10 protein-coding genes are annotated in these 15183 nt (G+C 47.8%); 1 reads left to right on the forward strand and 9 read right to left on the reverse strand.

Annotated elements, in window-relative coordinates:
- Window positions 1-9: 9 nt before the first annotated feature.
- From SB752_RS17780 to SB752_RS17800, 5 genes are all read right to left on the reverse strand, one after another.
- Window positions 10-1266, reverse strand: a complete 1257-nt coding sequence (locus SB752_RS17780) for a hypothetical protein (protein ID WP_410716944.1) — start codon at window positions 1264-1266, stop codon at window positions 10-12.
- Between the two features lie 251 nt (window positions 1267-1517).
- On the reverse strand, window positions 1518-2834 hold the full coding sequence (locus SB752_RS17785) for a hypothetical protein (protein WP_410716945.1): 1317 nt from the start codon (window positions 2832-2834) through the stop codon (window positions 1518-1520).
- Between the two features lie 176 nt (window positions 2835-3010).
- Window positions 3011-3592 carry an LOG family protein gene (locus tag SB752_RS17790; protein ID WP_410716946.1) on the reverse strand — a complete coding sequence of 194 codons (582 nt, stop codon included), beginning with the start codon at window positions 3590-3592 and terminating at the stop codon, window positions 3011-3013.
- A 241-nt stretch (window positions 3593-3833) separates the two neighbouring features.
- Window positions 3834-5198, reverse strand: a complete 1365-nt coding sequence (locus SB752_RS17795) for an aspartate aminotransferase family protein (protein WP_410716947.1) — start codon at window positions 5196-5198, stop codon at window positions 3834-3836.
- Between the two features lie 13 nt (window positions 5199-5211).
- Window positions 5212-6720 carry a CoA-acylating methylmalonate-semialdehyde dehydrogenase gene (locus SB752_RS17800; protein ID WP_410716948.1) on the reverse strand — a complete coding sequence of 503 codons (1509 nt, stop codon included), beginning with the start codon at window positions 6718-6720 and terminating at the stop codon, window positions 5212-5214.
- Window positions 6721-6882: 162 nt separating this feature from the next.
- Here SB752_RS17800 and SB752_RS17805 point away from each other — a divergent pair, with 162 nt between their 5' ends.
- Window positions 6883-8532: a PucR family transcriptional regulator gene (locus tag SB752_RS17805; protein ID WP_410716949.1), complete on the forward strand. Its 1650-nt coding sequence runs from the start codon at window positions 6883-6885 to the stop codon at window positions 8530-8532.
- An 80-nt stretch (window positions 8533-8612) separates the two neighbouring features.
- Here SB752_RS17805 and SB752_RS17810 read toward each other — a convergent pair whose 3' ends face one another.
- From SB752_RS17810 to SB752_RS17825, 4 genes are all read right to left on the reverse strand, one after another.
- On the reverse strand, window positions 8613-10877 hold the full coding sequence (locus SB752_RS17810) for a S8 family serine peptidase (RefSeq protein ID WP_410716950.1): 2265 nt from the start codon (window positions 10875-10877) through the stop codon (window positions 8613-8615).
- Window positions 10878-10940: 63 nt separating this feature from the next.
- Entirely contained in the window at window positions 10941-13319 is a 2379-nt protein-coding gene (locus SB752_RS17815) for an AAA family ATPase (protein WP_410716951.1), read from the reverse strand.
- 91 nt (window positions 13320-13410) lie between these two features.
- Window positions 13411-14583, reverse strand: a complete 1173-nt coding sequence (locus SB752_RS17820) for an MFS transporter (RefSeq protein ID WP_410716952.1) — start codon at window positions 14581-14583, stop codon at window positions 13411-13413.
- Window positions 14584-14658: 75 nt separating this feature from the next.
- On the reverse strand, window positions 14659-15150 hold the full coding sequence (locus tag SB752_RS17825) for a MarR family transcriptional regulator (RefSeq protein ID WP_410716953.1): 492 nt from the start codon (window positions 15148-15150) through the stop codon (window positions 14659-14661).
- Window positions 15151-15183 lie beyond the last annotated feature (33 nt).

Below are 15183 nucleotides of genomic sequence, written 5' to 3' on the forward strand. Positions count from 1 at the left end.
GAAAGCAAGTTATTTAGAAAACTTGATTTGATTCCCGCTAATTTGATAGGTAAGCTTGTATGGCTTCTGCTTCTCAGAGGACATGTCAAACCAGATCGTTTTGTTTTTTACATCTACTCTCACCGCGTTGACGTCATAGAAATCAGTCAAGCCCTCAGGTATCTTTTTCGGGGAAAGGATTACGATATGCTCGCTCGTTGCCTTATTAAAAACACCGCTGCCTTCCATCGTGTTGTACAAAACCCAGTTATTATCCAGCCAAGTGACCTCATCAACAAAGTACCCGGGATACAGCTGGGAGAGCGGTGTGTAGTCAGCTCGGTAAAAACGAATATTCGCCGAACTGTACAACCCATCCGAATCAATCAAGGCAATCGTTTGTTTGTCAGGAGAAGAAATTCCCTGATCTTTGGCTGTCTGGACCATGACTTTTTCCCAAAACAATCGGTTCTGTTCTTCCAAAAATATGGAGTCCTCTTTGGAAAAGACGACGTTTTTCACATTTTTGATGGCAGATAGCTCTTGTTTGGCTGAGAAATTATTGTAAATAGTCAAGGTCGCATCGGCCTCTAAACCATCATATGCGATACCAAGCGATGGATACTCCCATGCGAACGTACCGATTCCGTGCAAATGCTGGGTAAAATCAGGTGCCCCCCATACCCCGAAAATCGAGAAGGTATTGGCAATGGAAGGAGACGAGAGCTTCTCCCCGTACGCTTGCAAATTTTTTGCCATATCAATCAGCGCATTCGTATCACTCGTTTGATCCCGGCGATAAATAGAGATCCCATTGATTTTTTCCTGTGTGAACGTCACAAACAAGTAATACCCTTCATATTGGTAGCCCACCAGTTCATTTGACTGATCTACGAATTGAGGACTCCCGAGCAGCGTCGTGATGTCTTTCTTGGATGTCTTGGTCGTCAGTCCTTTGACAATTTCCCCAGGGTAGGTGGCGTTTACTAGAATGCCGTAGGCTTTGTTGTTTTCGTCCCACCTGATTTTGATTCCTGCTGCATATGCCTCGTAATCATCAAAGCTGGAGAGCGAATTCCCAAGCAGCTTTGAGAGGTCGTCTTTTTTCCAGTTGCTTGTCAAAAAGGTTTCAACTAAAAGTCCCTGAGAAAGAACCTGTGCAGTCTGCGCTGCGGCTCCAGGTATGGAAAGCTGTGTAGCTGGTGTGGTCGTTGTCAAACTTTCTGCAGAAGCCTCTGTAGTGAAACAGAAGCATGAAAGCAGAAGGATCAGGTGCTTCTTAGACACTGTTTTCCCTCCCATGCTCAATGCCAATAACGATTGGCTGTCGTAGATTAATGACTTATACCTAAATTATACCAGAATCTTCTATTAAAACCGACACGCATTTTCATCGTTTTTGCAAAATCCCCTGCCTTTCGTATCCTCCTCTTATTCGTGAATAAAAAAGCACCCCGTCCCCCATCCATGTATCCCTCAAAGGAATTCCATAGATAAGGTAGTAGAGGTGCAGAGTGTAAATAGATATCGGCGATTCCTTACTTGTACTCACCAATCAGGTAGTTATAGAATGGTTGATCCACCCAAAACTTGTATGATTCGACTTCCACTTTGCTATCGAGCTTTTTAAAGCCCTCGATCACTTTTGCAGATTGATCATTTAAGGAGAAGGACTGTGCAACGAAGCGTCCTTGCTTCAGTACGTTGTTTGTAATTACAGGATAATCGGCAAGCTCTGTACGAGAATGATAGAGCGGTTGCCACCAGGAGCCTTTCAGGAGACCAGTCATATCCTCATCATCTTTTTTCGCATATTGCAAAACAAGAGGCTGGAAACGTTTTTTCTCTTCAACAGTCGCAAACTCAAAGCTGAGATCGTATTCTTTTGCGTAAGCGATGAAGTTGCCGTTGTCGATTTGAACAACCTCGTAATCATCTGTTTGGACAGGCTCGCCCCACTCTTTCAAGTAAATGAATGCAGATGTCTTTGGCTCAAACTGCACTTTGGCGTCAATACCCTCGCTCTTTAATAGACCAATCAGCTGGATCGCATGAACAATGTCACTATGACCATAGGTTATAGTTCGCTCTGGATCAAAATGCGGATCAAACGCAGCGTCTTTCAAATTGTAGCCGGTGATCAAATTTTGCTTTAAGCCTTTATCTACCAGGTCCTGTAAAGCTCCGGCCTTAATAAGCTGTGATTCATTCCATGCTTGTGCTAGTTTACCGTAAATGCTGTCTTCCGAGATCGTACCCAGATAGTTCTTATACTTTCCGTGGAATTCAGCCACCTTGCCGAGCAGCTGGATTGCCAAATCTGCTGTTACCTCTCCATCAACTTTCACGCTTGCTAACGTCGCAGGGTTCACGAGTCCTGTATCAATAGCAGCAGCTAGCTCCCGTGACGCTTGCAGCGACAACACTCCGTCTTTTTTATACGTCAGGCCAGCCTTTTTCAGTGAAGCTGCTACTTTCTCTTCTTTATACGTATAAGCCAGCTCTTTTAACTCAGCGGCGTTGACTGCTGCGCTGATCGCTTCCCAAGCTACGAGCTTGGTTGTGCCTGCTTTGGCTTCTGGCAAGAAAGATTTGGCTGCGGCTTCTTTCTCCGCTATACTAGCAGTAGATGCACTAACCTTTGCCAATGCCTTCGCGAATTCATCACGCGTCACCGTTTTGGCAAACGTAATGCCGTACTGTTGTTTTACATAGCTATTCCATTCAGCTTGTGCCGTTGCCGGAGCCAGTACAGCTACCGGTTGGCCAGCTGCTCCTGCCACTGCCGGGAATACAAGCGCTGTTAGCAATGTCGCCGATGCGGCAAGCTGAACCCATTTTGTTGACTTATTCATCCTTGGTTCCCCCTCTTATGTATGAAGCTACGCAATATTAACATTATTCCTATTTGTTTACTAGGGAATATTGCTATACAATATCACTTCCCTATAGATGGTGTCAAGAATTCACGCAAAATCATACAAAGAAAAAGCAGTTCACTGGAATCCAGAATGAACTGCTTTCTTTTTGCTTACTTGTCCAGCTCGGACCATTTATTGACTTTAACAGGTGGCGTGTACTCACGCATACGATCCAACAGTACTACAGGATCGCTTTCGCAAATGATCAACTCTCCTTGCATGTTTGGGATAAACCCTGCCAAAGTCGCGTGATTCACCATTTCCATGAGCGGTGTATAGTAGCCTGCGATATTTAACAAACCAATCGGCTTGCTATGGATGCCAATCTGTCCCCAGCTTATCACTTCAAATATTTCTTCAAATGTGCCATATCCACCTGGTAGTGCAATGAAACCGTCCGATAAATCGTTCATCATGGCTTTTCGCTCATGCATGGTGTCTACTTCATGTAAATCAGTCAGCCCTGTATGGACAATCTCCCCACGGAACAAGCCTGTTGGCATTACCCCGATCGCTTTTCCTCCACCTGCTAAAACCGCATTGGCTACGCGTCCCATCAATCCCATGTTGGACCCACCATACACCAAATCAAGGTCACGTGAGACGAGCTCACGTCCAAGCTCTTGTGCCACCTGCTCAAAGGCTGGATTCACACCTGGATTTGATCCTGCAAACACACAGATACGTTTCATGTTATCCTCCCAAGATTTGATGAAGTCGAATGGCTTTTTCACAAATGCCATGCTTTGCGTATGGTCCTATTATACAAAAATCCTAAAGCGGCAGAAACTCTTGATTCTTCCTAGTTCTGTTTGCAGAAAGTCAATTCCAAACGTGAAAAGCCGCTACCTCGCTGGATTTTACTCCTGAAACGAGTCGGTAGCGGCTGCAAATATTATTTTTGTGTAACTTTACTATAGGTACCCATTGTTTCTACTCCAATGTATCAAATGCTTCTTTCATGACATGGGCAATAAAGTCAATGTCATCACTTGTTGTTGTAAATGGCGGCGAAAGAGTGAGAACGTTGTTGAAGCTAGGAATGGTATCACCATTGCGTCCAATGATCAAGCCGCGCTTTTTGCATTCGGCAATCACTTGAGTCAATTTTGCAGGAGCAGCAGCCTCTTTTGTCTTACGGTCTTCTACCATTTCAATTCCCATCAAAAATCCGAAGCTACGGATATCACCCACATAAGGATGATCTGCTAAAAATGCGAGCTTGGCACGCAGCTCTTCTCCCAGCTGCTCGGAGCGCTCAACCAGCTGCTCCTCTTCCATGAGCTCCAGATTTTTCAGAGCCAGCGCACAGGCTGCCGGATTGCCTCCGAATGTGTTCACATGGCGGAAGTGGAGATTGCTACCCTGTTCGTTAAATTTGTCTGCAATATCGGCACGTACAGCCGTAGCAGACAGTGGCAAATACGCGCTTGTAATTCCTTTAGCCATTGTTACGATATCCGGTTTTACGCCAAAGTTTTGATGCCCAAATTTTTTACCAGAGCGTCCGAAGCCGCAAATGACTTCGTCTACGATCATCAATACGCCATATTTGTCGCAAATCTCTCTTACCTTTGGCATGTATTCCGGAGCCGGAACAATCACGCCGCCTCCTGTAATTGTAGGCTCCATGATGACCGCAGCCACCGTCTTTTCGCCTTCCCAGTTGATTACTTGATCAAAGAATTGTGCGCACTCCATACTGCATTTTCCATAGGACTTCCCTACTGGACAGCGATAGCAATATGGCGGTGGTACATGCAGGAAGCCTGGCGCTAGCGGCTCGTATTTTTCTTTCCGGATGGATTGACCCGTCGCAGCGAGCGCGCCCATCGTATTCCCGTGGTACGCACGATGCCTGGAGATGAATTTGTAGCGTCCTGGCTCCCCGTTCTGATGGTGGTATTGGCGTGCGATTTTAAAAGCAACCTCATTGGCTTCAGAGCCACTATTTGAAAAGAAGACGCGATACTCTTCCCCCAACCATTCACTGACCTTTTCCGACAGCTTAATTGCAGGCACGTGGCTTTGTGTCAGCGGAAAATACGCCAATTGCTTGAGCTGCTCGTACGCAGCATCTGCCAGCTCCTGCCTACCGTAGCCGATGTTTACACACCACAGACCTGACATGCCGTCAAGATAACGATTTCCGTCAATATCGGTAATCCAGGAGCCTTTGGCTTCTGTAACAATCATCGGGTTTGGATTGTAAGGCGACATGTGATGCCACATATGAGACCTGTCAGAGTCTAGCAAGCTTTCCTTGTCATAAGATTGTGTCAGTTGATCCTGTTCCATCCTGAGCTCCCCCTTATTTTACAAAGATTCGTTGCGAGCCAATGCTTGTATCTCCGTCATCAAACCATCTGGATGTAACTGTCTTTTTCTTGGTGAAGAAGAGCACGCCGTCTTTTCCGTTGGCATGCAAGTCACCGTAGAACGATTCCTTCCAGCCAGAGAAGGCGAAGAAGCCCATTGGTGCTGGCACTCCCACATTCACTCCAACCATGCCGGCTTCCACCCGCTGTACAAACTCTCTGCCCCATTTTCCGTTGTTGGTATAGATAACCGCACCATTGCCAAAGCGAGATTGGCTGATTGTATCCAGGCCGTCCTCAAAATCCTTGACACGCATCACACTTAAAACAGGAGCGAAGATCTCGTCACGTACGATCACCATCTCTGCATCAGCCTTGTCAAAAATAGTTGGACCGAGGAAGTAGCCATTTGGCTTGTCTTTAGCATCTTCACGACCATCTCGAACAAGTGATGCTCCTGCGGCTACTCCTTTTTCAATGTAATCATGCACCTTGGCCAGGTGGGATTCGCGAATGACAGGTCCCAAATCGATCCCTTCTTCCAGTCCGTTCCCCATCGCGAGTGCACTAGACTCCTCGATCAAATACTGCACGAGCTCATCTGCAATTTCATCAACAGCGACTACCGCACTTGCTGCCATACAACGCTCGCCTGCGCAGCCAAAAGCAGAGCTGGTGATCGTCTTTGCCGCACGTCTCAAATCGGCGTCTGGCATGACCAGGTGATGGTTTTTCGCTCCAGCCAAAGCTTGCACGCGTTTTCCGTTCGCCGCGGCAGTCTTGTACACATACTCGGCAACCGGCTGCGAGCCTACAAACGATATCGCTTTCACATCCCGGTGCTCTAACAGACCGTTTACGACATCGTGCGCACCGTTCACCACATTAAATACTCCGTCAGGCAAGCCCGCTTCTTTTAACAGCTCCGCAATACGGATAGAGGAAAGTGGCGTGCGCTCCGATGGCTTCAGGACAAAGGTATTTCCTGCAGCAATCGCAATCGGGAACATCCACATGGGCACCATTGCCGGGAAGTTAAACGGTGTAATCCCTGCAACGACTCCAAGCGGGAAACGAATCGTCTGACTGTCGATGCTGCCTGCGATATTGGGCAGGTTTTCGCCCATCAAAAGCGTAGGCATCCCACATGCAAACTCGACCATTTCGATACTGCGCAGCATCTCCGCTTGAGCCTCAGGAAGGTTTTTCCCGTTTTCCAATGTAATCATGTGTGCCAGCTCATCCTGGTGCTTCAGGAGCAAGCTTTGGAAACGGAACATGATGCGGGCTCGATCTACAACCGGTGTAGCACTCCACCCGACAAACGCTACTTTTGCCGCCTGAACAGCTAGCTCCACATCTTCTTTGGTGGACAGAGGTACTCGCGACAACAGCTCACCTGTAGCAGGATTCGGAACATCCTCATACCGGTTCGTTTGCGATTCTACCCATTGTCCGCCAATATAGTTTTTCAATGGATTTCCAACAGTTGCTGTGTTCATCCCTTCAACTCCTCACGATCAATTGATTGACAATTCTATTTTATCCAAAAACAAAGCCTGTCATCACTAGACAAAGCGCTAAACATTCGGTAGGATTCATCATACAGAGTGTCAATTGTTAGACGAGTTCGCGATATTCATTTGCAAGATAGGAGGAACCTGATGAACAGCGACTGGCGTTTAACAATCGCCGAAGCAATCAAGCGCCCTTTGTTCCAGCATTCCGAGGTCGTCGCTGGACATCGTGGATTATCACGCCCCGTCCGCTGGGTACATGTACTCGAATCTGCGGATACAGGACAATTCTTAAATGGAGGGGAGCTGATTCTTTCTACCGGACTCGGATTTGGAGAGGCACGCGAGAAGCGACTCACTTATTTGTCGGAGCTCATACGCAGGAAGGCAGCAGGGCTTTGCTTGGAGCTGGGCACTTATTTTTCCGGGATTCCGGACGATATGCTGGATATAGCCAATCACCACGAATTCCCCTTGATCGTTTTTCATCAGACTGTTCGGTTTGTCGATATTACACAAGACCTGCACGAGCATCTGATCAATCGCCAGATGCAGGCACTGCGTGACCTGGAGGCGTATTCCCGCAGCCTTCAGCAGCTCAGCTTGCAAGCACAGGGCATCCCAAAGCTTTTGCAGCATTTTCAGGCGGCCGTCCAAACACAAGTATTTATTTATGCCCCTGGTACGGCTCCCCAGTTTGTCCCTACTCCACCTCATTCCATTCAGACAGAGCTGGCAGAGCTGATGCGCACGCATTTTCCCGCAGACGCTGCAACAAGCGCCAATGCTCTTTTTTTGGACCTGACCGATACAAAACGGATTTTTTATCAGCCCGTTATTGCGATGGGGCACTTGCTCGCTTATGTGGGAATGGTTTTGTATGAGCGAAATGTGGACGAGTATTTGCAGCTCACACTCGATAATACAGTCAGTGCCATGGCGCAGATTTTGATGCGCAAAATGTTCGTAGAAGAGCAAGCACGCGCAACCGAGCAGCGCTTGTTCGACGATTTGATTGCCAATCGGCCCATGCCGGAGGAGCAAATCCGCTCCCTGCTCGGCCTGTCTGGGACTTCCAAGGTGCCTACATACCACACCATGCTGATGTCTTTTGAGCAAAAACAGTCCAACCATTCCGATTCCTTGCCACCTCATGATTTGACAGCCGTTTTTCGTTCGCTTTTGACCAGACTGGGCTTTCGGACCTTCATTCGGTGCATCGGCAATCGTTTTTATTTTTTGCTGCTTGAAAAAAGCTCTGTACCCGAGACCCGCAGACTGCTGGAAAAAGCAATGAAGGAAATTACCCGAATCACTACCTCCATCATGGGAGTTGAAACGCAGGTTTCTTTTGGAGTCGGAAGGGTCGGCAAACGACTATCTGAAGCAGGCAAGCATCTAGCGGAGGCGGAGCAGGCACTGGCTTTCCATCATGAATCGCCGAGCCCGTTTTTTTCTGATCTCGGTCTGTTTCGCCTTCTTTTTCATGTGCCATATGAGCCTGTACTAAAAAGCTTTATTCACGATTATCTGGGCCCGCTCATCTCCCATGACGAGGAGCATGGCTCGCAGCTTGTGCACACCCTACGTGTTTATTTGAATACCAACCTCTCCAAGCAAGAGGCAGCAGAAAAGCTATTTATCCATCGCCAGACACTGTATCACCGCCTGGAGAAAATCTCTGAGTGTCTCGGGGAGGATTATGCGACGCCAAACCGTCGACTATGCATCGAGATAGCTTTGCGCGCACTGGATTGGTTGAATAAAGAGAACACACTTACGGGGAACAATGTTTAGCAAAAAAATGAAACTTTCGGAAGGTACAATACAAGGGCAAAGCCTTGGCACTATGCTGCACATAGGCTATGTCCTCTTCTTTATTTTCCCGGATAGGAAAGACGAAGCCGAAATTGTGCTTCCTCTCCGTCATCCAAAAGTACGCGGATTTGATAAGAGCCTGCTTTGGTGAGCATGGGCGATACGGTTTCTGGGTTATCCGTTCTTTTGGCAGAAGCGATTACTTTTTTTCGATTGTCATAGACGTACAGATCGATATCCGCATCCCCCTTCCATTCCACAGACGCTTTGAGCTTTCCAGGCTTGGACACGCGCATAGAATAGTCCACAAACTTCTTTTTCTTGCTGAGCTGACCTTTGATGACATCTTTCTCAGATTCATCTTCATCGTGATCGTTACTCTCGACTGGCATCCATTTTCCGGTCGTCGCCAAAGCATACGCTTGTGGACCTTTTGGAATATTGTACCCCTCTACCGTGACGTGATAGATCCCCGCCTCGGGCTTTCCGATCCACACCTGCTCGACGTTGTTCAGATTGTCCACCTCATCGTCATAGGGCGCTTCAAAAAAGTCATTCCCATTGCGCTTCTCACCGTCCGGGGTTATGACCTGCAGATTCAGATCATTTACCAAAGCTCGATTTGCCATGAATGACGCCGGGTAATCGGTCCAGGTCAGAGTAATTACGAACGGCTTCGCTGTATCAGTGACTTTTACGGCATAGGTCCGCTTTTCTTTTGTTCGTAGCCCCTTCTTTTCGTCCACATAGTCCGTTTCGATCGCCTGAAGCAAATTAACTCGTCCGAAGCCCTGGAGCCTCATGTCTTCCCCCAAATCATCTGCGCCAGTAAGCAGCATGGACTTGAGCAGGGCGCTGCTCGGGTTCTTTTGTCCCTGCTCGTATAAAAATTGTCTGATTTGTGCGATCCCTGCCGCAGCGACAGGTGTTGCCATGCTTGTCCCACTCATGTACGCATAATACTCATCATAGCGACGATCATAGTTTTTGTTTGGTGCTAGAGATGAGCGTGCGGAAAGAATGGCGGTGCCAGGTGCAACGATATCCGGTTTCATTCTACCATCCGCCGTCAAACCACTGCTGCTGTAGTGCCAGATGTGATCGGGCTCATCTGACCAATCTCCCAAATCAGGTCTGTCACTCTCTGTTGCCCCTACAGCAATTGCATTTTTGGCAGTCGCGGGGCTTCCCACTGTTTGAAAGCCACTGTGCCCCGCATTACCAGCCGCTATGAGGGCAGTCATATCAGGATGCTCCCATAAAAAACGGTCAAATAAAAAAGAGGTCAGACTATACTCCCCTTCGTCATCAGCACCCCATGAGTCCGAATGTATACGTGCCCCATCCTTGTAAGACTGGGACAAAAAGGTTTCTACATCAATAAGTAGGGCCCCATATCGATCCTGCATGGAATGAAACACTAACTGGGCATCTGGTGCCAGCCCTTTATATGCGCCACCTGAAGCGGCTCCAGTCCCCACTAGTGTCCCTGCTATATGCGTTCCATGTCCGTGGCGATCACTCGCATCCCTTTTTCTTCCCCTTGCGTACAAGCTTTTGATTTGGCCTTGAAAATCAGGATGGATATTTGCTTCCTCTCCGGTATCTAGCCCTGTATCTGCGACTCCGATAATTTGTCCTTTGCCACTATACCCTGTTGATAAAAGCGCATCAGAACTCGTCAGCACTGCAGCTCTATCATTATGCAGCTTGTTTTCCGGAATAGGGATTACCGCGATCACATCCTCAGACAGAATTACCTCTTCCAAGCTCTGCGCATTCATCGTAGCAATCGTGATGTGGCTAGCGTCCTCCATGGTTTGGATCGCTTCAATCTCCTCTTCGGGAACCAAATCCGTAACTGTACGCTGCATATTCACTTGCTGATCAAAGCCGATGACAGCTATATCCACGCTTCGATTTTTCCCCAGGGCTGAGCGCAAAGCAGGAGAAACCTTTGTCACTGGCTGAAACGGGACTACGCCCTCCACGTACGTCAGCTTTTCGATTTGCTTCCTTATTTTTTGGTCAGCGAGCTTGGCGATGTATGCATAGTCCGGAATGTAGTCCCCAAGCAATGCACCCCATTCCTCCACTTCTTCGATCCAATTATCCTGAATTGGCCCTGTAAACTGGATAATCACCAGCTCTGACCTACTGTTGATTGAGGAATCCAAGTCAATCGCAAGCTCTTTTTTTGCCTCTATCCGAATCGATCCCACGCGCTCGTCAGTATGCTTAGCAGAAGCAGAAAGGGAGACATCCAAGAGAATAGTTAACATAATAAATATTATGGTTACATTTTTGATTCCATTTCTAAGCAATTCAAAAACACCCTTTCTCCCAAGGCATGATGCTACCATTTTAGGAGAAAGGGTGGGACATAATTAAATTTCGCCAACGTCTAGTAGTGTTGAAAAGTCTTCCCAGATAAGCCCGCTCAATCTTTCTTGCGTCCATTCGTCTTTAGGGAGCGTCATGAGCCGCAGCGCCTGATTTTGAATTGCTTCTTGCAACAGATTGTTACTGAAACGGCCGTTCCCATCTACTCTGTGCTTGCTCGTTATCTCCAAAAGCTTTTCCCTGATTTGATCTACAGTCGAATCGACGAGAGAATAGCCGGAGGAATGCGCCGCCTGCTGCAGCATCCATACCAATTCATCCACGGAGTAGTCTGGAAAGTGGACGTATTTTTTAAAACGAGACAGTAGTCCTGGATTGCTTGCCAACAGCTGATTCATTTCGGTTGGATAACCGGCCAAGACGATGACGAGATTCTCTTCGTGCCGCGTCATTTCCTCTACAAGCGTATGGATCGCTTCTTGGCCGAAATCATTCTCACCACTGCCTAATAAGGCATACGCTTCATCAATAAAAAGTACTCCGCCCAACGCTTCTCTCACTTTTCGGCGCGTATGAGTCGCTGTCTGACCGACGTAGCCAGCCACCAAATCTGCTCGGCTTGCTGTTACGAGATGTCCTCTCTTCAAGTATCCGATTTCTTTCAATATCTGCGCATACAGCTGAGCTACCGTCGTCTTTCCCGTACCCGGGTTGCCTGTGAAGACAGCGTGCAGCTCAATCGGGCTCGTTGTCATTCCACGAACGTTGCGCTCCTTGGCGACTGCAACGAATGCGGCAATTTTTCGCAGCTCTGCCTTAACCTCTGCAAGCCCGATCAAGCACTGTAGCTTGTCCAAGGCAGATTGGTTATCCGTACTTACCTGTTCTTCCGTCACGTCCTCTGGAAGTAGAAGCGTAAAATCCTCCCATTGCAGCTCTTTACCAGCGGATGCTCGTCCTTTGGCAAAAATTGAATCGAGAACAAGATTGGTAACTGTTCTGGCATTGCCGAACGTATCATCGACCTGTGCCTTTTCAATGCGCTGTCTCAGTGCTTTTTTCGCGGCATCTGTCAATGCGAAGTCATTCCGGGTTGCCACCTCGTCAGCGATTTGGATGAGCTCATCTGTCGTGTAATTAGGTAAAAGAAAATGTCCTGTTTGCGGAAAACGGCTGTAAAGGCCCGGATTGGCAAACAAAAAATGACGCATTTCCTCTGGATAGCCCGCTAGCATCACAACAAAGCGGCCCGCGTATTCCCCGCTTGTCATAGCTGCAACGAGCGTATCGATAGCGGCTTGCCCGTAATCGCTCCCCGAGCTGTCGGGTCGCTTCAGGCTATACGCTTCATCGATAAACAACACTCCTCCGTCAGCCTGCTTGACAGCATCCATGACTCGCTGTTCAGTCTGACCGACATAGGCTCCGACTAGATGAGATCGGTCAACCTCAACCAATTGTCCCGTGGAAAGCAAGCCTAATTCGTGGTACAAGCTGGCAATGTAACGAGCTAATGTGGTTTTTCCTGTACCGGGGTTCCCCATCAAAACCAAATGCAATGGCAGCTGGTCTTGCATGTGCCAGCCTCTTTCTTCCCGTAATTGCCGGTATTGCAAAAATTGAGCGAGCTGCCGTACACGGTTCTTAATTTCTTCCAACCCTATTAGTTGCTCCAGCTTTTCTAATGCGCCAAGCTCTCCGGCAATCGCCTCATCCGTCCGGTTGGTCACTTGTTCAGACAATAGCTGTTCTTGACGTGATTGCTGTTCTGTGAGCGCTCGTATCGTCTCCTGCAGCTGTGACAGCATTTCTATCGAGAAAAACACACCTGACAGCGAGGCAGAGTATGCTTCTACACGCTCCAGCAACTCCTGCAACAGCTGTTCACGCTTCATGTAGAGCTGTTCCAAATCGTTTGCTTTCGTCTTCCATTCCACCTGAGACAGCGTCTGTGCAATATCTCTCGCTTCTTTCGCAAGCAGTCGCCAGTTTGCCACCGCCTTGAGCTCGTCCGTAGCCATCTGCTGCAATACTTCTGCTTTCCGTCTGCGCGTAACTACGTTGTCCGTCTCTCGAATTGCTGGGTACGCATCTTTCTGTATTGACTCGCGCAGCTTCGTAAAATAGAGCTGTAACTGTACGTTCAAAGCCTGATTGTCATTGGGCGCTAGCTGCAAGGCACGTTTGATCCATTCAGCTGCCAGATTCTCCCCGCCCTTTTTCATCAGGCGAATTGCAGCCAGCTTGGTTAGAACGACTGCTTCCGCTTGATCTAATGCTGGCTCTGGATTGATTTTTCGCCGCTCCTCGATTTGCTGGAGCATGGTGAGACATGCCCCTTCTGTTATCTTTTGCCTGCCTGTCGGATTGCTTTTCCAGTCTGCGATCACTTCAAGTACATCCCGTTCATGCTGTTGATGCATCTATGCATGCTCCTCCCGCTCCGTTCATTCAATCCAGTTGTAGCATATTTAGCGGAACATGAAAAGCAAAAGAGCACGCTTTTACGCGGAATCATTGGCTAACAGCCTGCAAACTCTTTACCTTTTTGACTGCAAACAATACCGCTCCGGCAATCGTAACACCTGCCACACCAAACTCAAGCCACGTTCCTCCCCATCCAAACAAAGCCACTCCTATGACGGGACCAGCCGCCATTCCTCCATAGCGAATGAAGTTGTAGACACCGATCGCTGTCCCTCTTTCTTTTTCAAAAGCCTCAGATAACAACGTCGTGTGCACAGGCATACCGATTCCAAGTGTATAACTGAAGCACGCACTGGATAACACGAGCAGTACTAGAGAAGCATCTGCCAAGGCCATAAACAAGAAAGTCGCAAGGGCATGGGAGCCGGCAGTCAAAAGTAAGGCTCTGCGTGTACCCACTCGCTTTTGCACCTTTCCCGAAGCCTTGCTGCTAATAATGAATGTGAAGGAAACAAGCAAAAAGACCAGGCCGATTTGTTCTGCACTCAGTTCATAGCGATCCGTTAATTGAACGGGCAAATACAATAAAAAAGAGTAATACGTAAACATCTGTGTGAAGCCTAGCAGGATGACAGAAGCCCCAATTGGTTGCCTCAAAACATGACCAAACAAGCGGAAACTAAAACCGTTAGAAGTAGACTGCTCTTTTTTTGTTTCGGGCAACCATATCGTGTTGGTTACTAGTAAAAACAAGGCGCTTATTGCCAGAAACAGAAAAACAGCAGAATGACCACCTGCTCCCCCGATCCATCCTCCGAGGAGTGGACCGATCGCAGGACCAATACCGAGCATCATTTGGTACGTGCCCATTGCTTCAGCACGTTTCGGTCCAGAAAAGAGATCACCGATGACGGTAGCTGCCACAATCGGGATGGCTGCAAATCCAATCCCCTGCACGGCCCGGAAAAACAAAAGTGAATAGATTGAATCAACCATGTAGCATCCGAAAGAGGCCAGCGTATACAGCACAAGAGCAGGTATCAACACTTTTTTTCGTCCCCACAGGTCAATAAAAGGACCATACACAATTTGCATGACAGCAAGCATAACCGTGAAAATGGAGACGGTCCAGTTAATGAGGTAGCTACTAGTGTGGAATTCTTCCTGCATAACTGGCAAAATCGGCATGAACAAATTTTGGGCAAAAGTGCCCAGGAGAATGGTGACTCCTAATAGGAATAGTACTTTTTTTGTATTCATGAACGGTTTCTCTCCCCTGGCGTTACATTTAGTGTCCTAGGAAACAATCGGTGTAAAAAAAGGGCAATGCTCCTCTTAGTCATCCGCCCAATTTTTATTCATTTCAATCGTTGCCGCAATCATCACTTCTTCCAAAAAAGCCAGCTCTTTTTCACTGTAGCGCTCCAAAAATTTGAACATGTGTTGTTCCAGTCGGTAATGGTAGTGTTCATGAAAGTGATAGACGGTTTCTCCCCCTTTGGTCAGCCGAAAAAAGACCTCTTTTTGATTGTCCTCGAGCTGATAACGCTCGATCAATTCCTTTTTGATCAGCCTTGCTGTTATTTTGGAAATGGCACTCTTCGTTACACCGATCTGATGCGCAATTGATGTAACATTCATGGCGTCGTGATTCCCAATGGCTTGGATGACATGCAGCTCCGTGATCGAAATATCCCCTGCATGATCATAGTCAGGCAGGCTCTTTTTGATTTGGGCAAGCAAGATTGCTTCACGGTGCTTGCTTCGCTCCTCCTGTTTATGTAGCATGGTCACCCATTGGTTCCAAACTTTATTTTTGAGGTCCAAATCTCATCTCACCCCTTTTGTGTCCGCGGAAAC

The sequence above is a fragment of the Brevibacillus sp. SIMBA_040 genome, assembly GCF_046535075.1.
GTDB lineage: Bacteria > Bacillota > Bacilli > Brevibacillales > Brevibacillaceae > Brevibacillus.

Bases quoted from the DNA above. Each gene is read 5' to 3' on its own strand.
- SB752_RS17785 (WP_410716945.1), bottom strand. From the start codon at position 2,834: ATGAATAAGTCAACAAAATGGGTTCAGCTTGCCGCATCGGCGACATTG.
- SB752_RS17790 (WP_410716946.1), bottom strand. From the start codon at position 3,592: ATGAAACGTATCTGTGTGTTTGCAGGATCAAATCCAGGTGTGAATCCA.
- SB752_RS17795 (WP_410716947.1), bottom strand. From the start codon at position 5,198: ATGGAACAGGATCAACTGACACAATCTTATGACAAGGAAAGCTTGCTA.
- SB752_RS17800 (WP_410716948.1), bottom strand. From the start codon at position 6,720: ATGAACACAGCAACTGTTGGAAATCCATTGAAAAACTATATTGGCGGA.
- SB752_RS17805 (WP_410716949.1), top strand. From the start codon at position 6,883: ATGAACAGCGACTGGCGTTTAACAATCGCCGAAGCAATCAAGCGCCCT.
- SB752_RS17815 (WP_410716951.1), bottom strand. From the start codon at position 13,319: ATGCATCAACAGCATGAACGGGATGTACTTGAAGTGATCGCAGACTGG.
- SB752_RS17820 (WP_410716952.1), bottom strand. From the start codon at position 14,583: ATGAATACAAAAAAAGTACTATTCCTATTAGGAGTCACCATTCTCCTG.